Here is a 17,890-nt window from a genome sequence, read left to right on the forward strand (position 1 = left end):
ACCTGGTGCGGGCCGGTGAAGTCCAGCTGGGTGACGCCGGGATAGAGCGGGAAGAGGACGACGAATTCGGCCATGACGGCTCCTGAGGTTTGACGGCTCATCCTGTCAAGCCTAGGCTTCGTCCGAAATGACATTGTTCCCTCTGATCCTGCCATGACCCGCCGGCTTGCCGTGGTCATCTTCCCGGGCTTCCAGCTGCTGGACGCGGCGGGACCGATCGCGGCGTTCGAGATCGCCGAGCGGTTCCGGCCGGGGGACTATGAGCTGTGGGTCCTGGCGGCGGAGCCGAGCGACATCGAGAGCTCCTCCGGGGTGAGGATGGCCGCCGACGCCCTGGACGACGGCCCCTGGGACACGGTGCTGGTCTCTGGCGGCGACGGGACCCGCGCCCTGCCCGAGCTTGCGAAGATCGTCGCCTGGCTGCAGCGCATCGCCCCGTCGGTGCGGCGGGTGGCCAGCGTCTGCTCGGGCGCCTACCTGCTGGCCGAGGCCGGCCTGCTGGACGGGTGGCGGGCGACCACCCACTGGGGCCGGTCGGACGACTTCGCCCGCCGCTACCCCAAGGTGCGGCTCGAGGCCGACCGGATCTGGGTCCGCGACGGGCCTGTCTGGACCTCGGCGGGTATCACCGCCGGCATCGACCTGGCGCTGGCGCTGATTGAGGACGACCTGGGCTCCGAGGTGGCGCGGCGCACGGCCCAGCAGCTCGTAGTCCACCAGCGCCGGCCGGGCGGGCAGTCGCATTTCTCCGCCTTGCTGGACGGCGGTGGCGTGCACGGCCGGTTCGCGGATCTCATGGACTGGGCGCGCGAGCGGCTCGCCGAGCCGCTGCCGGTGGACCGGCTGGCCGAACAGGCCGCCATGAGCCCGCGCAACTTCGCCCGCGCGTTCCGGGCCGAGACGGGACTGACGCCCGCCAAGGCGGTGGAGCGCCTGCGCCTGGAGGCCGCGCGGAGCCGCGTGGAGGCGACGGCGGAGCCGATCGAACGCGTGGCCGAGGCGGCCGGCTTCAGCGATCCCGAGCGGATGCGGCGGGCTTTCCTGCGCGCTTACGGCCAGCCGCCGCAGGCTCTGCGGCGGGCGGCCCGGGCTTGAACCGCTCGCTGAGTTCGGCGCGAAGGATGCGCAGGGCCTCGTTCTGCCGCTTGATCATCTGCAGCATCTCGCGGTGGCGCATGCTGTCGACCTTGTCGTGCAGGTGCATGATCTCGAGTTCGGCGCGCAGGTTGACCAGGTAGTCGTGCTCGGCCGCCTCTCGGTCGCGGGCGGCGGCGCGGTTCTGGCTCATCATGATGATCGGCGCCTGCACCGCGGCGAGCGTCGAGAGCATCAGGTTGAGGAAGATGAACGGATAGGGATCGAAGGCCATCCCCTCCTGCGCCGTCAGCAGGTTCCATCCCATCCACAAGGCCAGCGCGATGCCGAAGCCGGCGATGAAGGCCCAGGAGCCGCCGACCGCCGCCACCCGGTCGGCCAGCCGCTGGCCCGGCGTCCGGTCGTCGATGAGCAGGCGCGGATCGACGCCGCTGGGAGCCTCGGTGGCGATCAGGTCGATCACGCTGCGCTGAACGTCCGTGAGCTGTTCGTATGAACAGCCGAGGAGCTCCTGGGCGAGTTGCTGACGGTGCTGGTTGGGCATCGGAGCCTCCGCTCTCCACGAGCTGCCGCCGAACATCATCGGGGGAGTCGAGGCCGAGCAAAACCGCGGCGCGTCGGCGCTGTCAGGGAACCCGGCGCGTGGTGAAGCCGTTGTGCAAGGTCAAGCTGTCGCGCAGGGGGCGCCAATGCTGCAAAACTTCCACACCGGTTTGTCGGCAGGGTTGAACCGCCGCAAGGCGTCGGCTTAGTGGCGACGTGAGCGAAACGTCCTATTCCGGCGAGAAGCGCTTCCAGCTCCTGGTGGAGTCGGTCAGCGACTACGCCATCTACATGCTCGACCTGGCCGGCCGCGTGACGAGCTGGAACCCGGCCGCCGAACGCATCAAGGGCTATACCGCCGAGGAGATCGACGGGCAGAACTTCCGCCGCTTCTTCACGCCGGAGGACCAGCGCGCACGCCTGCCGGAGAAGATCCTGGCCGAGGCCCGGGAGAACGGCCGCTACGAGAGCGAAGGCTGGCGGGTGCGCAAGGACGGCTCGCACTTCTGGGCGCTGGCCACCGTGCATGCGATCCGCGGCGAGGACGGCGCCCTGATCGGCTTCGCCAAGATCACCCGCGACATGACCGAGCGGCGGGCGGCGCAGGAGGCCCTGCTCGAGAGCGAGCGCCGCTTCCGCTACCTCGTCGAAGGCGTGGTCGATTACGCCATCTACATGCTCGACGTGAACGGCACGATCAGCAACTGGAACCCCGGCGCGGAGCGGATCAAGGGCTACAGGGCGAGCGAGATCGTGGGGCGCCACTTCTCCACCTTCTACACCCCCGAGGAGCGCGCGGCCGGGGTCCCGGTCCGGGCGCTGGCGACGGCGCTCAGGGAGGGACGCTTCGAAGCCGAGGGCTGGCGCATCCGAAAGGATGGCTCGCGCTTCTGGGCCTCGGTGGTCATCGATCCCATCCGGAACGACGACGGCGATCACATCGGCTTCGCGAAGATCACCCGCGACATCTCGGACAAGAAGGCCGCCGAGGACGCGCTGGCGCAGAGCGAGCGGCAGTTCCGCATGCTGGTGGCCGGCGTCGTCGACTACGCCCTCTACATGCTGGACCCCAACGGCATCGTCACCAACTGGAACGCCGGCGCCCAGCACATCAAGGGCTATTCGGCCAGCGAGATCGTCGGCCAGCACTTCTCCAGGTTCTACGCCGATCCCGACCGGGCGGCCGGGACGCCCACGCGCGCCCTGGAGACCGCCCGGGAACAGGGCCGCTACGAGGCGGAGGGCTGGCGGGTCCGCAAGGACGGCAGCCTGTTCTGGGCGAGCGTCGTGATCGACGCGATCCGCGACGAGGCCGGCGAACTGGTCGGCTTCGCCAAGATCACCCGCGACGTCACCGAACGGCGCAACGCCCAGCTCGAGCTGCAGAAGGCGCACGAGCGCCTCGGCCAGGCTCAGAAGATGGAGGCGATGGGCCAGCTCACCGGGGGCGTGGCCCACGACTTCAACAACCTCTTGATGGTGGTGGGCGGACAGGCGCAGCTGCTGCGCAAGCGCGTGGCGGACGACACCCGGGCCCTACGCGCGCTGGACGCCATCGACATGGCCGCAAAGCGCGGCCAGGACCTGACCCGGCACCTCCTCACCTTCGCCCGCCGCCAGCGGCTGCAGCCCGTGCCGATCTCCCTGCACGAGCGCTCGGCAGACCTGCGCGAACTGCTCGGCACCAGCCTGGGTTCGACCATCAGCCTGAACCTGACCCTGCCCAAGGACCTTTGGGCGGTCGAGGTCGATCCCGGCGAGCTGGAGCTGGCGCTGCTGAACCTGGCGGTGAACGCCCGCGACGCCATGCCCTCGGGCGGCTCCCTGTCGATCGTCGGCCGCAACCGCACGCTCACCGGCGGCGAGGTGGACACCGACGTGCAGGGCGAGTTCGTCGCCCTCTCGATCCGCGACACCGGCGTGGGCATCCCGCCGGACATCCTGGCGCGCGTCTTCGAGCCGTTCTTCACCACCAAGGAGGTGAACAAGGGCACGGGGCTGGGGCTCAGCCAAGTCTACGGGTTCGTGCAGCAATCCGGCGGGCGCGTGACCGTGGACAGCCGGCTGGGCGAGGGCACCACCATCACCCTCTACCTGCCGCGCACGGAGCTGCAGCCGACCGCTGACCTGAGCGCGCCGGCTCCTGCGGCGCCCGAAGGCGTCAACATCCTGGTGGTCGAGGACAACCCCGAAGTTGCCGAGGTGGTGGCGGGGCTGCTGGAGCAGCTCGGCAACCGGACCCATGTGGTGAACAGCGCCGACGCCGCGCTCAAGGCCCTGGCCAATGGCGACGAGCCCGACCTGGTGTTCAGCGACATCGTCATGGCCGGCGAGATGGACGGCCTGGCCCTTGCGCGTCGCCTGCGGGCCGAACGCCCGGACCTGCCGATCCTGCTGGCCACCGGCTACAGCCAGGCGGCAGAGGCCATGGGCGACGAGTTTCCGATCCTCACCAAGCCCTACCGGTTGCCCGAACTCAGCCGAGCCGTGGGCGCGGTCCTGGCCCGCAGGACCATGCCCGCGCCCCAGACCCACTAGGGCCTATCAGGAGGCGGACGCCTCCGAGCCGGCGGCGGGCGCGACGGCGGCCGTGGTGTCCGCCTTGCTGAGGCCGACGGGCGCCTGGTCGGCCGCCCTCGCGCCCGGCGGCTTGGCCGCGGTCGGCCTGGCGACGGCGGGCTTGCTCTCGGCGGGCGCGGCTTCGACGTCCGGAGCCTGAGTCACCGCGTTGACAGCGGCGTCCGCAGCCTTCTCGGCGACCGCGGTGGCCAGACGCAGCTCCACGGAGGCGGGGCCGGTGTTGGCGGCCAGCATCACCGGCTCGGGCAGGCCCGGCAGCTCCGGCGCGGACCGTACAGGCTTCGCGCCGCGCGGGTTGAAGCGGTAGAACACGTGCATTCCCACCTGCGCCACCTGGCGCATCTGGGGTCCCCAGGCGGGCGAAACGGCCGTGGTGTGGAAGTGGGTCGCCGAGCCCACGTCGCCGAGCAGCCGGCCCGAGAGGGCTCGCGCGGCGACCTTGCGGGCGCGGTCCCAGGCGCTCGCCTCACGGCGGCCGCGCATGGAGCCGTCACAGGCGAAGCTGAACTGGCAGCCGGTGCGGCGGTGCGAGCCCTGGAACACCACGCCGCAGACCGTCTTAGGGAAGGCCGGATGCTTGACGCGGTTCAGCACCACCTGGGCCACCGCCGCCTGGCCGCGGGGGGACTCGCCCCGGGCCTCGAAATAGACGGCCTGGGTAAGGCACTCGAGCTCACGCGAGGCGTCTATGCCGGAGGTCGGCTCCGCACCCAGGGAGGTGAGGCTGGCGCGCAGGGCGAGGCTGTCGTTCTGCTTGCGCTCGAGGCCCTGGGCCAGGAGCGCGGCCTGGCGGTCGCGCTCGCCGACGGCGGCCAGGGGATCATGGTTACGGGCGACCCGCATCACGCCCGGGTCCATGCCCGCGGCGTTGCGCTGCAGCACGGTCTCCGAGAAGCGGCCGGAGGCGGCTTCGGCGATGCGTTCGGCGCGCGCGTGGTCGGATGCCGCCTGGGCCATGCCGCCAGCCATGTAGCCGGCGCCCAGGGCCAGGCCCACGCCCGAACCGATCAAAGCGGCGCTCAACAGCACGCGCCATTCGGCGCTTGCCTGCGTTCCAATACTCAAGGGATTTCGTGTCCTGCACGACGAGGGCGACGGCGCCCCCCGACAATTTGTCGCCGCGGTCGCCCCTGCTCTTGCTGGAAGCGCCCGCCGGCAGGCCTGTCCGGGTCACGTTGAGGACAGGCGACGGCAAAAGGTGAAGCGTTTATGAATGCAACCCGCCCGTTTGGCAAGCGGATATTGCAGTGCAGCATGAGATTTAGGGCTAAGCTTGGTTAAATCCCGTTCTGATCCACTCGGACAGAACAGCGGCAAGACACGGGCCAGCCCCGGCGTTTCCAGGAACCTCGGCCACTCAACCTTCGTTTGGTTGCCGACATCTGGAACCTGGAGATTCACATGCGCAAGACGCTGACCCTTCTCGCCGCCGCGGGGCTTCTGACCACCCTCGCGGCCTGCGGCCACACCACCGAACAGAAGGCGGCCACCGGCGCCGTGGCAGGCGCCGTCGTGGGCGGCCCGGTGGGCGCAGCGGTGGGCGGCGCCACCGGCGCGGTCGTGGGCAAGGCGACCGACGGCAAGAACTAGATCCGGCCGGGCTGCGCGGGGCCGAGGGTCCCGCGCAGCTGCGCCATCAGGCAGGGTCGAGAGCGCCGTTCGCGTCCGCGCGTCCGAGCGACTGGACCAGCCGCCAGGCCGAATGGACGGCGAGCGCCAGCATCGCCACGGCTGTCGCGGTGAAGCCGATCTGCGTCCACCTGTTGATCGTCGCCTCGCTCAGCGAGTGCCGCGCGGCGTCCGCCACCTCGATCCACGGTCCCGTCTGGGCGATCCCCGCGAGCAGGCCCGCGCCGGCCAGGTTGCGCATCAGGCGCAGGGTAGCGTTGGTCCGCACCCAGGCCGGACGTACGAAGCTCACCAGGTTCGCGAACAACTCGAAGAGCAGATAGGCCAGGACCGGACCCCGCCAGAGGTCCCAGGTCGGGGCCATGGCGACGGCCCCCTCCAGGGCCTGGGGGGCCAGGTCGCGGAAGCGGATCGCGCCCACCCACCACAGGATGAAGATCACCCCGAAGCCGATCTCGACCACGTGGTCGAACCGGGAGCGGGTCCGCAGCCTGGGCGGGGGCAGATGCGAGGGCCGCCAGCGGGCGAGCCGCCGAACGCCCCCGCCCCGCTCGAGGCCGACCGCGATGAGGGTGACCACCGCGAAGGCGATCAGGAAGGCTTCCCAGAGATCCGGGATCGCCCGGGCGACGATCCGGGTGAGCTCGCCGGTGGTCAGGAGGCCGATCACGGCGAGCACGAGGTAGACGCCGGCCCCGATAACGAGCGTCGCCTTCAGGCCGGCCCACCAGAAGGGAAGACCGCGGGGCCGACCAGGTGCTGGATCCGGCGATACCGGTGCGCAACGACGAGAGGATGGCCGAACTCGACGAGCAGGCGCTCCAGCTCGCGCCGGTCGAGCGCACGGCCGGCCGCCGCCTCCCGCTCCTCGATCTTCGAAAGCAGCTCGTCCCGCAGCTCGGCTGTGATGTCGGCCCGGTGGCCTTCCGGCAGTTCCCGGCCGATGGCGGCGAGGTAACGCTCAACGAGGTCCATCACGCGTCTCCCTTCAGGATGTCGTCCACGGCGGCGTTCAGCCCCCGCCATTCCTCGACCAGGCGGGCGAGCACGACGGCTCCCGCCTCCGACAGGCGGTAGAAGCGCTTGTTGCGCTTCTCCTCCTCCCGCCACTCGCTCACCAGGAGGCCCTGGGCCTCGAGACGGCGGAGCATGGGGTAGAGGGCCCCCTCCTCGATCTCCACGCCCGCCTCGGCCAGAGCCTTGCGCAGGGTGTAGCCGTAGTGCTCGCCGCGGAGCTGGCCGAGCACGGCGAGGATCAGCGAGCCGCGGCGCAGCTCCAGGCGGAGGATTTCGAAGATGTCGCTCTCAACCGGCATGCTGTGCGTCATATACTGTGTGACACACACTGTCTAGCGCATACTGTGCGGCGCATGGGGTACCCTGCGGCGGTGTGTGGTCTACGCTGTAAGCCAAAGAGGGAGGGAACCATGATCCGCACCGTCATCGTCGCGCTCGCCGCACTGGCGCTGGCAGGCGCCGCGCAGGCCGCGCCGCAGGACCGCTACGCCGAGAACGGCGCGGTGAAGATCCACTACGTCGCCGACGGGAAGGGGCCGCTGGTGGTTCTGCTGCACGGCTTTCCGGACTATTCCGCGACGTGGAAGCCGCTGACGGCGGCGCTGAACCGGGCGGGCTTCCGGACGGCGGCCCTGGACCTGCGGGGCTACAACCTCTCCGACAAGCCGGAGGGCGTGGCGGCCTACGCCATGCCGAACCTGATCGGCGACGTGGCGGCGGTGATCGCCGCGGAGGGCGGCAAGGACGCCGTCGTGGTCGGCCACGACTGGGGCGCGGCGATCGCCTGGCAGGTGGCCATGAACCGGCCGGACCTCGTCAGCCGGCTGGTGATCATGAGCGTGCCGCACCCGGCCGGCTTCGCCCGCGAGATGGCGACGAACAAGGACCAGCAGGCCAACAGCCAGTACGCCCGCAACTTCCAGCAGCCGGGATTCGAGAAGAACCTGACGGCGGAAGGACTGGCCGGCTGGGTCAAGGACCCCGCGGAGAAGGCCGGCTACATCGAGGCGCTGAAGCGGTCGGACTTCGGGGCCATGCTGAACTACTACCGCGCCAACTACCCGCGCGGGACCGGCGGGGAGACCGCCGCGCCGGCGACCATGGCCACCAGCCAGCCGGTGAAGGCGCCGACGCTGGTCATCCACGGGATGAAGGACACGGCGCTGAACGCTGCGGGCCACGCGGGGACCTGGGACCATGTCCAGGCCGACACCACCCTCGTGATGATCCCGGACGCCGCCCACTTCGTGCAGCACGACGCCCGCGAGCTGGTGAACCGCACCGTCGTGGACTGGCTGAACGCCCGGCGGTGACCTGACCCAGATCAAGGCCGCACGACGGCCCAAGGTCTAGGTTGGCGAGGTCATCCTCAGGAGACGCCGCCATGTCGCTCGTCAACACCCGCACCGGCTACGGCTGGGGCGCCATCGTCCTGCACTGGATCTCGGCGGTGGGGGTGATCGTGCTCTACCTGACCGGGGAGCAGATGGAGGAGGCGGCGAACCGAACCGCCGAGCTCGCGGCGCGGGCCCAGCACGTCTCCATCGGGCTCCTGCTGTTCACCTTCCTGGCGGCGCGGCTGCTGTGGAGCGCCTCGCAGGTGCGGCCCGACGCCTTGGAGACGCGGCGGCCGTTCCGGTTCATCGCCGAGGCGGTGCAGTTCCTGTTCCTGGCGATGATCGCCATCCAGATCCTCAGCGGGCCGCTGGTGATCTGGTCGAACGCCCGGCCGCTGGAGGTGTTCGACTGGTTCGCCCTCGCCAGCCCCTTCCCGGCCAAGGTGGAGTGGCTGCACGAGGGGGCCGAGACGGTGCACAAGCTGACCGCCAACCTGTTCTGGCCGCTGCTCGGCCTGCACGTGCTGGGCGCGCTGAAGCACCTGATCGTCGACCGCGACGCCACCCTTCGGCGGATGCTCTGGGTGAAGCGCGAGGCCTAGGGGGCGTAGCTGGAGCGGATCTTCACGCCCCAGTGGCCGTCCTCCAGGGTGACCACATAGACGCTGTCGAAGCCGCCGATCACCGAGCCGTCCTTGCGGTAGCGGGTGAAGCGGGTGTCGATGTGCACCTTGTCGGGCCCGGCGTGGATCAAGTTGCGCCGCTCCCAGGCGGAGTGGTCCCATTCGGCCAGCGCGCCCTGGTCGAACATGCCGGGCCTGTGGTCGCCCTTCTGCAGGATCACCAGCTTCCCCGAGGCCAGCCGCACCGAGGGGAAGTTGAAGGTCGCGTCCCAGGCTTCGACGTCGCGGGCGTTGAAGGCGGCCATGAAGTCGTCGAGGACCTGCTGGGCGGCGGCGATGGCGGCGGAATGCGGATGCTCGGACATCGGGTCCCTCGTCTCTGATGCTGCCAGCATGTTGGCAGCAGGACGGCTGGAATAACACCGGCCGGAATCCTATCTTGCGCCGATGCCCAGAGCCTCCGCCGGCGGCGTCGCCGACATGTCCGCGACGTTCGACTACGACGAGAACACCATGCCGCTCCTGTGGAAGCCCCACAGGCCCGCGCGTCCGGCCAAGTCCGAGGGCGGGCGGACGTTCAAGCTCGTCTCCGACTACGAGCCGGCGGGCGACCAGCCGACGGCGATCCGCGAGCTGGTGGCGGGGCTGGAGGGCTCCGAGCACGACCAGGTGCTGCTGGGGGTCACGGGCTCCGGCAAGACCTTCACCATGGCCAAGGTCATCGAGGCGACCCAGCGGCCGGCGCTGATCCTGGCCCCGAACAAGACGCTCGCGGCCCAGCTCTACTCGGAGTTCAAGAGCTTCTTCCCCGAGAACGCGGTGGAGTTCTTCGTCTCCTACTACGACTACTACCAGCCCGAGGCCTACGTGCCGCGGACGGACACCTATATCGAGAAGGACTCCTCGATCAACGAGCAGATCGACCGGATGCGGCACTCCGCGACCCGGGCGATCCTGGAGCGCGACGACGTCATCGTCGTGGCCTCGGTGTCGTGCATCTACGGCATCGGCTCGGTCGAGACCTACACGGCCATGACCTTCACCCTCGAGCCCGGCCAGCGGGTGGACGAGAAGAAGCTCATGGGGGACCTAGTGGCGCTGCAGTACAAGCGCAACGACCAGGCCTTCGAGCGCGGCACCTTCCGCCGGCGCGGCGACACCATCGAGATCTTCCCGGCCCACTACGAGGACCGGGCCTGGCGCATCTCCCTGTTCGGCGACGAGGTGGAGACGATCAGCGAATTCGACCCGCTGACCGGCAAGAAGACCGCCGAGCTCAAGGGCATCAAGATCTACGCCAACAGCCACTATGTGACGCCGAGGCCGACGCTCCGGCAGGCGATCAACGAGATCAAGAAGGAGCTCAAGGAGCGCCTCGACTGGCTGGTGGCCAACGGCAAGCTGCTGGAGGCCCAGCGGCTGGAGCAGCGGACCACCTTCGACATCGAGATGATCGAGGCCACCGGCTCCTGCGCGGGGATCGAGAACTACTCGCGCTACCTGACCGGCCGCCGGGCCGGCGAGCCGCCGCCGACCTTCTTCGAGTACATCCCGGAAAACGCCCTGCTGTTCGTCGACGAGAGCCACCAGACGGTGCCGCAGATCGGCGGCATGTACCGGGGCGACTACCGGCGGAAGTTCACGCTCGCCGAGTACGGCTTCCGCCTGCCCAGCGCCATGGACAACCGCCCGCTGAAGTTCGAGGAGTGGGACGCCATGCGGCCGGACACGGTGCACGTGTCGGCGACGCCGGGGTCCTGGGAGATGGAGCGGACCGGCGGCGTCTTCGTGGAGCAGGTCATCCGCCCCACCGGCCTGATCGACCCGCCGGTGGAGGTGAAGCCGGTCTCCAAGGACGGCTTCAGCCAGGTGGACGACGTCATCGACCAGGCGCGCCAGACGATCGCCCAAGGCTACCGATGCCTGATCACGGTGCTGACCAAGAAGATGGCCGAGGACCTCACGGAGTACATGCACGAGCAGGGCCTGCGGGTCCGCTACATGCACTCCGACGTGGACACCCTGGAGCGCATCGAGATCATCCGGGACCTGAGGCTCGGGGCCTTCGACATCCTGGTGGGGATCAACCTGCTGCGCGAGGGCCTCGACATCCCCGAGACGGGGCTCGTGGCCATCCTCGACGCCGACAAGGAGGGCTTCCTGCGCTCCGAGACCTCGCTGATCCAGACCATCGGCCGGGCGGCGCGGAACATCGACGGCCGGGTGATCCTCTACGCCGACCAGGTGACCGGCTCCATGGAACGCGCCATGGCCGAGACCAAGCGGCGGCGCGAGAAGCAGGAGCAGTACAACCTCGAGCACGGCATCACGCCGGCCAGCGTGAAGAGCCAGATCAAGGACATCCTGGCCAGCCCGTACGAGAAGGACCGGGTCACCGTCCCGGTGGGCGTCGCCGAGGACGGCAAGCCGTTCATGGGCGACAACTTCAAGACCACCCTGCGCGACCTGGAGAACAAGATGCGCGAGGCGGCGGCGAACCTGGAGTTCGAGACCGCGGCCCGGCTGCGCGACGAGATCAAGCGGCTGAAGCTGCTCGACCTGGAGTTCGCCTCCGATGCGCTCGCCGCGCCGGGCGAAACCGGCGACCGGGCGGCGGTCAAGCAGGTCCGCGCCGAAGCGAGAGCCGAGGCCCAGGAACGCTTCCGCAAGAAGCGGCGGTAGGGCCGCCTGGCCCCTTCCTCCTCGATGGAGGAGGGCTTTCTGAGCCTCCGCGAGCGACGATCCGTGGCACGTCTCCCGCGTACGCGTGCGCGCGCATAGGCGCCGGGGCGTCCAAAGGCCGGGGATTCACCTGTCGAAAGACCGTCGCGTGTCGCAGCTGAGAGGCTAAGCCCGGCGCCGCCGGATCGCCAAGAAATCAGCGGCCTAATCGAACACCTCGGCCACGCCGGCCTCGGCGCGGGCCCGCTGGCGGTAGACGACGGCGGCGGCGGCCGCCGCAAAGGCCTCCACCAGCGCCAGGGTCACGGCCTCGATGAGCTGCGGGACCCAGGCCGCCCGCGGGAGCAGGAGGCCGGCCAGCAGGCGGGCCGGCGCGGAGACCAGGATCATCAGCGCCAGGGCCGGCAGGACGACGGCGCCGATGTAGGGCCAGACCGCGCCCGGCATGGCGCGCCAGGAACCGCGAGGTCCGGGTCCGGGGTCGCCCACCAGCCGGGCCGTGGGCCAGAGCATCAGGCGCGCAAGCGGGTAGGCCAGCGCCAGCATGAAGGCGAGCTCGGCGAAGCTGCTCCAGGGCTCGCCCGGCCCGCCCCGGTCCGTCGCGGCCAGCAGATGGGTGACCCCCAGCAGGTCCGGCGCCGAGAAGCTGAGCGAGGCCAGGCCGGCGAGCGCCACATAGGTCCAGAAGCCGAGGTCGAGGCGCCAGCCGCGCTCCGGCGCCAGCCAGCGGCGCACGGCGAGGCCGGAGAGCGCCACGGCCACGACATCCCCCGCCACGGTGGTCGCCCACAAGGCCGGGGTGGGCGAGGCGCCCTCGCCGCCGAGACCAAGCCGGCGCTCGGCGAACTCCTGCGCGGCGTAGAGGCCGGCCAGCGCCGCCCACAGCGCCCAGACCGCGGCGGGCGAGGCGGCGAGCACCCGCCCGGCCCGCGCCACCAGCTCGCCGAACGTGACCCTCGGCGGGACGAGGTCGGCGACGGCCTCGGCGAGCGCCGGGTGCATCAGTCGAAGGTGTCGGCGACGCCGCCGGGGGCGCCGCCCACGCGGCGGCGGTAGACCTCGGCGCCGACAGCGGCGCAGGCCATGGCGAAGAACACCAGGAAGGGCGCGCCGATCACCAGGCGCCACTCGCCGCCCTGGCTGGTGTACTGCGAGGCCACCACGCTCCAGACGACCACCGGGCCCACGCCCAGGATCGCCGCGCCGAAGATGTAGGGCCAGACCGCGCCGCGCATCAGCCGGAAGGCGCGGCCGGGCGGCACCGTCCCCTCCCCCAGGAGCAGGCTGATCGGCCAGGGCATCAGGCGCAGGCAGGCCCAGGCGGCGACGAGGTAGAGCCCCATGACCAGGATCGCCCGGCCGAGGAAGGCCGCGGCGGCGGCCGGGTCGGCGGCGTCGGCGGGGGGCGGGTTGCCGTAGCCCAGCACCAGCAGGTTGAGGCCGGCGCCGGCCACGGTCAGCAGGACCACATAGGCGAACAGGCCCGCGTCCGGCCGCCAGGCGGGCCGGCCGGGCTGCAGCAGGGTGCGCAGGGTGAGCGCGGCGAACAGCGCGCCCAGCGCCCCGCCGACCAGGGAATAGGCCACGAACCGGGGCGTCACCGCCGGCAGGCCCTCGGTGACCGCCAGCGCCCGGGCCGCCCACTGGGAGGCCACCGCGAAGGCCGCATAGGCGGCGCCGATGACCACCAGCGGCCGGGGCCTGGCCCGCATGGCCCGCCAGGCGGCCGCCGCCACATGCGTCCCCTTCAGCGCCGCCGGCCCCCGCGCCGCGCCGTCACCCTGTTCCCACATCGCCCCTGGATTCCCCGCTGCTCGGCGGCGAAGGGAGCAAGCGCGCGAAGCGGGGTCAAGGCGGCGGATGGGCGGGCGCGCAGGAATGGAACCCCGAAGGGCGCGAAGGACACGAAGGGGCGGTCTCCCCCCTCCTCCGCCCGGTTTGACTGCGGGCGGACGGGGCCAGCCCGCCCCAGCGACCCGCGCCGACGGCGGCGACCGGGTGGACCTGCGGGCGGCGGAGGGGGAGTGAGGCGCCGCGGGACGCCGGCGATACTGGCTCCCCTCAGAACCCACCAGGCGAAGACCTTCGGCCGAGTCAGTCCCCAGCCCGGCTAATCCCCGCCCCTGAAAATCTCGGTGTGTCCGGGGTCACCGCTTAACTGTACAGCGTGGCGCCAAATCCCCACCTGAGCCGTACTGGCGCCGTTCATGCGGCTGTCAGGGAACCTGTGCTGTCTTCGTTCTTTAACGGGACAGCAGGCCAGGGAGCCTTCTCGAGCCGGTCCATGGGGGATCGGCGGGCTTCCGAGAACCTGGGTTGGGGATTTGAGGTACTACAGAATGTCACCGTCTCTCAGTGTGGTCGCCGACAACGACCTTAAGACTTCCGGGCCCAAGGCCGAAACCGTCGCGCAGCGCGTCCGTCGCCTGCAGCTCGAGGCCAAGACGCTCGCCAAGGATCACATCCGCGCGCTGAACCAGGCGATCGTGGACGTCGAACAGCTGGCCGCCGAGATCGCGGACGGCGGCGACGCCTACCCGCCGGGCGTGCGCGACCTCGCCCGCCGGCTGGTCGAGGACTGCGAAATGCGCGTCCAGACCCTGGAGGCCATCGTCGCCCGCACGTAAGCGGGCGCGACGAGTTTCCCCGACCGCCTGCCGTGCGTGACGGCCGGGCCCTGAGCACTTCGATGGGGCGGGGTCCGGCCGGCGCCGGCGCTGGAAAGGGCGGTCATGCCGGCATGGGCTGAAATGGGACGCCTGTCCCGTTCCGGCGCCGGTCCGGCCGGCTTCAGGCGACGACAGGTCCGACGAGAGCGCTGATCCCCCGCTCCGCCGTCGAGGACCCGAAAGCCCAGCCGGACGGGTTAACCAGGTTTCTAAAACATGAACGGCCCGTGGGCGGTGCGCCCTCGGGCCGTTCTTGCGTCTGGGGGTGCGCTGGAAGGGGCGGGCGTAGGGCGGTGGGGCCGCTGGATTTGTCCACGAACCACACGACCACACGAACCACACGAACGGGAGAAGGAACCTGCCGGCGCGGCGCCTGGACGCCACTCCCCCACCCCGCTCGCCTTCGGCGAGTCGTCCCTCCCCAAGGGAGGGAAGGCGGGCGTCAGTTCAGGAGGTCGCGGTAGTCGTGGCTGCGGCGCAGCCAGGCGGCGGCGTAGCCGCAGATGGGGGTGACCTTCAGGCCCTGGGCCTTGATGTCGGCGCTCATGGCGGCCATCAGCCGGCCGGCCGCGCCCGTACCGCGCAGCGCCGGCGGGCTCTCCACGTGCAGAATGTAGAGGCGGCCGTCGCGCATCTGGTAGTCGGCCCAGGAGGTCATCCCCTGCTCGTCCATCTCGTAGCGATGGTTCTCGGTGTCGTTGCGAAGCTGGCTCATGGGACTCTCCTCGGCGAGGAAACGGGGCGGCGGCGGAGTTTGATCCCACCCTCCCCTTCTCCCCTTGTGGGAGAAGGTGTCACCCGGAGGTGACGGATGAGGGGTCGATCCGGAAGGGCCGCCGCGAACGGCGCCGGCTGGCGGTGCGGAGGCGTCTGAGAGACCCCTCATCCGACCCGCTTCGCGGGTCACCTTCTCCCATAAGGGGAGAAGGGACCTAAACGAGTTCCACCGCCATGGCCGTGGCCTCGCCGCCGCCGATGCAGAGGGAGGCGACGCCGCGCCGGCCGCCGCGGGCTTCCAGGGCGGCCAGCAGGGTGGCGAGGATGCGGGCGCCGGAGGCCCCGATCGGGTGGCCGAGCGCGCAGGCGCCGCCGTTGACGTTCATCTTCGCCCGGTCGATGCCGAGGTCGCGCTCGGCGATCATGGCCACGACCGCGAAGGCCTCGTTGATCTCGAAGAGGTCGACGTCGTCGACGCTCCAGCCGGCGCGCTTCAGGGCCTTCTGGACCGCGGGCACCGGGGCGGTGGTGAACAGGCCGGGCTCGTGGGCGTGGGCGGCGTGGCCGGCGACCCGGGCGACGATGCTCATGCCGAGCCGGCGGGCCACGCTCTCGCGGGTCATGACCAGGGCCGCGGCGCCGTCGGAGATCGAGGAGGCGTTGGCGGCGGTGATGGCGCCGTCCTTGGTGAAGGCGGGGCGCAGCGTCGGGATCTTGGCCGGGTCGGCCTTCATGGGCTGCTCGTCGTCCTCGATAAGCACCGCGCCCTTGCGGGTGACCACCTCGAAGGGGACGATCTCCTTCCGGAAGGCGCCGGACGTGGTGGCCGCCTTGGCGCGCTCCAGGGAGGTGATGGCGTACTCGTCCATGGCCTCGCGGGTGAACTGGTACTGTTTCGCCGTCTCCTCGGCGAAGGAGCCCATCAGCCGGCCGGGCTCGTAGGCGTCCTCCAGGCCGTCCAGGTACATGTGGTCGAACATCTGGTCGTGGCCGATGCGGGCGCCTGAGCGGTGCTGCTTGGAGAGGTACGGCGCGCCGGTCATGCTCTCCATGCCGCCGGCGATGATGATGTCGGCGGAGCCCGCCGCCAGAGCGTCGTGGGCCATGATCGCGGCCTGCATGCCCGAGCCGCACATCTTGTTGACCGTGGTCGCCTCGACGGAGGTCGGCAGACCGGCGCCGATGGCGGCCTGGCGGGCGGGGGCCTGGCCGAGGCCGGCGGGCAGGACACAACCCATGAAGATCTGCTCGACGGCGTCCGTCGGGGCGCCGGCGCGCTCCACGGCGGCGCGGACGGCGGCGGCGCCGAGCTCAGTGGCCTTCACGGGGGCGAACACCCCCTGGAAGCCGCCCATGGGCGTGCGGGCGTAGGCGGCGATGACGACGGGGTCGGAGGTCTGGGTCATGGGGTGAGGATATAATTCATCGGCCGGTGAGGCGCGAGGGCGCCGGGGGGTGAACCACGAAAGGCGCGAAAGACACGAAAGAGCGGCGAAGCCGCCCAATGGAACCACGGAATACACGGATCACACGGAAGAAGGCTGAGCCGACCTTTCGTGGCTTTCGTGTTTTTCGTGGTTCAACGGACGGCTTCGCCGTCGTCAGCAGGTTCCGTGTGGTCCGTGTATTCCGTGGTTCCTAGACGTCCCGCACCGTGCGGTCGATGAAGCCGCCGCCGAGGACGCGGGTGGGGGCTTCGGGGGCGTAGAGGACGCAGGCCTGGCCGGGGGCGACGCCTTCCTCGGACGCGTCGAAGGCGAGGCCGGGCTGACCGTCCACCCAGGCCAGGCGGCCCGGGACCGGCTCGCGGGTCGAGCGCACGCGGGCCAGCACCGGACGGCCGGCGTCGCAGGCTGCCTCGAGGCTCGGCAGGTCGCCGATCCAGTTCGTTTCCTTGAGCGTCAGCGCATGGGTCAGCAGGGCCTCGCGCGGGCCGACGATCACCCGGCGGGCGTCGGCGTCGATCTTCACGACGAACAGCGGATCGCCGACGGCGACGTTCAGCCCCCGGCGCTGGCCGATGGTGTAGCGGGTGACGCCCTCGTGACGGCCCAGCACCCGGCCGTCGAGGTGGACGATGTCGCCCGGCTCGGCGCCGTGCGGGCGCAGGCGGTCGATCACCGTGGTGTAGCGGCCCTCCGGCACGAAGCAGATGTCCTGGCTGTCCGGCTTGTCGGCCACGGAGAGACCGAGGCCCGCCGCGGCCTCGCGCACGGCGGGCTTGGGCAGGCCGCCGAGGGGGAAGCGCAGGAAGGCGAGTTGCTCGGCCGTGGTGGCGAACAGGAAGTAGGACTGGTCGCGCGCGGGATCGGCGGCGCGGTGCAGCTCCGGGCCGTGGGGGCCGACCTCGCGGCGGACGTAGTGCCCGGTGGCCATGGCCTCGGCGCCCAGGTCCCGGGCGACGTCCAGCAGGTCGCGGAACTTGACCGTCTGGTTGCAGCGCACGCAGGGGATCGGCGTCTCGCCGCGCAGGTAGGCGTCGGCGAAGTCCTCGATGACCTGTTCGCGGAAGCGGCTCTCGTAGTCGAGGACGTAGTGCGGGATGCCGATCGCCTCGGCCGCCGTGCGCGCGTCGTGGATGTCCTGGCCGGCGCAGCAGGCGCCCTTCTTCTGGATCGCCGCGCCATGGTCGTAGAGCTGCAGGGTGACGCCCACCACGTCGTAGCCGGCCCGGGCCAGCAGGGCGGCGGTGACGGTCGAGTCGACGCCCCCCGACATGGCCGCCACAATCCGGGCGCCTTGCGGCAGCCGCACGGCGTCGCGGACCACCTGCAGGAGGCCGTCCGGCGCAGCTTTGGCGAGGACCACGGGCGCGTTCATGGGCGCTATTTAGCTGTCCGCTCAGGGGTTTGCGAGGGGCGGGGCGGAAATGGCCGGGGCGGCGCGGCCGCCGGCGCAGCAAACGTCACAGAAAAGCGGCAAAGCCGGATCAGTCTTCTCCCCGGACCCAGAAGCGCCGGCGGCCCGCCACGGGGGCGTCCCGACCGCCGGCTTCAGC

General features: G+C 70.8%; 18 protein-coding genes. 7 read left to right on the forward strand and 11 right to left on the reverse strand.

Going from position 1 to position 17,890, the window contains the following annotated elements; translation table 11 throughout:
* Positions 1-153: 153 nt before the first annotated feature.
* The gene (locus V7Z97_RS05570; RefSeq protein ID WP_334161973.1) at positions 154-1,095 is read left to right on the forward strand and encodes a GlxA family transcriptional regulator; all 942 of its coding nucleotides are present in this window, start codon (positions 154-156) and stop codon (positions 1,093-1,095) included.
* Here the strand turns inward: V7Z97_RS05570 and V7Z97_RS05575 are convergent.
* Complete coding sequence (locus V7Z97_RS05575; protein ID WP_334161974.1) at positions 1,010-1,639, reverse strand: DUF1003 domain-containing protein; 630 nt, start codon at positions 1,637-1,639, stop codon at positions 1,010-1,012. The two genes, V7Z97_RS05570 and V7Z97_RS05575, sit on opposite strands and share 86 nt — an antisense overlap.
* A gap of 215 nt (positions 1,640-1,854) precedes the next feature.
* Here V7Z97_RS05575 and V7Z97_RS05580 point away from each other — a divergent pair, with 215 nt between their 5' ends.
* Entirely contained in the window at positions 1,855-4,176 is a 2,322-nt protein-coding gene (locus V7Z97_RS05580; protein ID WP_334161975.1) for a PAS domain S-box protein, read from the forward strand.
* 6 nt (positions 4,177-4,182) lie between these two features.
* Here V7Z97_RS05580 and V7Z97_RS05585 read toward each other — a convergent pair whose 3' ends face one another.
* The gene (locus tag V7Z97_RS05585; RefSeq protein WP_334161976.1) at positions 4,183-5,247 is read right to left on the reverse strand and encodes a cell wall hydrolase; all 1,065 of its coding nucleotides are present in this window, start codon (positions 5,245-5,247) and stop codon (positions 4,183-4,185) included.
* A gap of 372 nt (positions 5,248-5,619) precedes the next feature.
* On the opposite strand from V7Z97_RS05585, the gene V7Z97_RS05590 reads away from it, so the two are divergent.
* Complete coding sequence (locus V7Z97_RS05590) at positions 5,620-5,808, forward strand: hypothetical protein (RefSeq protein ID WP_334161977.1); 189 nt, start codon at positions 5,620-5,622, stop codon at positions 5,806-5,808.
* 46 nt (positions 5,809-5,854) lie between these two features.
* Here the strand turns inward: V7Z97_RS05590 and V7Z97_RS05595 are convergent, their stop codons facing one another.
* Genes V7Z97_RS05595 through V7Z97_RS05605 form a run of 3 tightly spaced genes read right to left on the reverse strand, consistent with a single transcriptional unit; the run spans position 5,855 to position 7,163 of the window.
* Complete coding sequence (locus V7Z97_RS05595) at positions 5,855-6,526, reverse strand: hypothetical protein (RefSeq protein WP_334161978.1); 672 nt, start codon at positions 6,524-6,526, stop codon at positions 5,855-5,857.
* Between the two features lie 35 nt (positions 6,527-6,561).
* Positions 6,562-6,822: a hypothetical protein gene (locus tag V7Z97_RS05600; protein WP_334161979.1), complete on the reverse strand. Its 261-nt coding sequence runs from the start codon at positions 6,820-6,822 to the stop codon at positions 6,562-6,564.
* A complete protein-coding gene (locus V7Z97_RS05605) occupies positions 6,822-7,163 on the reverse strand; it encodes a PadR family transcriptional regulator (protein WP_334161980.1) in 342 nt (113 codons plus the stop codon). Before V7Z97_RS05605 ends, V7Z97_RS05600 begins: the two co-directional genes overlap by 1 nt.
* Before the next feature lie 111 nt (positions 7,164-7,274).
* Between V7Z97_RS05605 and V7Z97_RS05610 the strand changes: the two genes are divergently transcribed.
* Positions 7,275-8,177 (forward strand): alpha/beta fold hydrolase, encoded by a 903-nt coding sequence (locus tag V7Z97_RS05610; RefSeq protein WP_334161981.1) that lies wholly within the window; start codon positions 7,275-7,277, stop codon positions 8,175-8,177.
* 71 nt (positions 8,178-8,248) lie between these two features.
* On the forward strand, positions 8,249-8,803 hold the full coding sequence (locus V7Z97_RS05615) for a cytochrome b (protein ID WP_334161982.1): 555 nt from the start codon (positions 8,249-8,251) through the stop codon (positions 8,801-8,803).
* On the opposite strand, the gene V7Z97_RS05620 is transcribed toward V7Z97_RS05615, so the two are convergent.
* Entirely contained in the window at positions 8,800-9,189 is a 390-nt protein-coding gene (locus V7Z97_RS05620; RefSeq protein WP_334161983.1) for a hypothetical protein, read from the reverse strand. The two genes, V7Z97_RS05615 and V7Z97_RS05620, sit on opposite strands and share 4 nt — an antisense overlap.
* Before the next feature lie 82 nt (positions 9,190-9,271).
* On the opposite strand from V7Z97_RS05620, the gene uvrB reads away from it, so the two are divergent.
* Positions 9,272-11,506: an excinuclease ABC subunit UvrB gene (gene uvrB / locus V7Z97_RS05625; protein WP_442958013.1), complete on the forward strand. Its 2,235-nt coding sequence runs from the start codon at positions 9,272-9,274 to the stop codon at positions 11,504-11,506.
* A gap of 204 nt (positions 11,507-11,710) precedes the next feature.
* Here uvrB and V7Z97_RS05630 read toward each other — a convergent pair whose 3' ends face one another.
* Together V7Z97_RS05630 and V7Z97_RS05635 are read right to left on the reverse strand one after the other, a co-directional pair.
* On the reverse strand, positions 11,711-12,508 hold the full coding sequence (locus tag V7Z97_RS05630; RefSeq protein ID WP_334161985.1) for a hypothetical protein: 798 nt from the start codon (positions 12,506-12,508) through the stop codon (positions 11,711-11,713).
* The gene (locus V7Z97_RS05635) at positions 12,508-13,299 is read right to left on the reverse strand and encodes a hypothetical protein (RefSeq protein WP_334161987.1); all 792 of its coding nucleotides are present in this window, start codon (positions 13,297-13,299) and stop codon (positions 12,508-12,510) included. Before V7Z97_RS05635 ends, V7Z97_RS05630 begins: the two co-directional genes overlap by 1 nt.
* Before the next feature lie 546 nt (positions 13,300-13,845).
* Here V7Z97_RS05635 and V7Z97_RS05640 point away from each other — a divergent pair.
* Positions 13,846-14,133 (forward strand): hypothetical protein, encoded by a 288-nt coding sequence (locus V7Z97_RS05640; RefSeq protein ID WP_325461255.1) that lies wholly within the window; start codon positions 13,846-13,848, stop codon positions 14,131-14,133.
* Positions 14,134-14,617: 484 nt separating this feature from the next.
* Here V7Z97_RS05640 and V7Z97_RS05645 read toward each other — a convergent pair whose 3' ends face one another.
* The 3 genes from V7Z97_RS05645 to mnmA form a co-directional block, all read right to left on the reverse strand.
* Entirely contained in the window at positions 14,618-14,890 is a 273-nt protein-coding gene (locus tag V7Z97_RS05645; protein WP_334161988.1) for a GNAT family N-acetyltransferase, read from the reverse strand.
* Between the two features lie 217 nt (positions 14,891-15,107).
* A complete protein-coding gene (locus V7Z97_RS05650; RefSeq protein WP_334161990.1) occupies positions 15,108-16,298 on the reverse strand; it encodes an acetyl-CoA C-acyltransferase in 1,191 nt (396 codons plus the stop codon).
* 232 nt (positions 16,299-16,530) lie between these two features.
* Positions 16,531-17,712, reverse strand: coding sequence for a tRNA 2-thiouridine(34) synthase MnmA (mnmA, locus tag V7Z97_RS05655; RefSeq protein ID WP_334161991.1), 1,182 nt, complete (start codon positions 17,710-17,712; stop codon positions 16,531-16,533).
* Positions 17,713-17,890: the final 178 nt, after the last annotated feature.

Origin of the sequence: Phenylobacterium sp., assembly GCF_036821595.1 — a bacterium.
Taxonomy (GTDB): Bacteria; Pseudomonadota; Alphaproteobacteria; order Caulobacterales; family Caulobacteraceae; genus Phenylobacterium.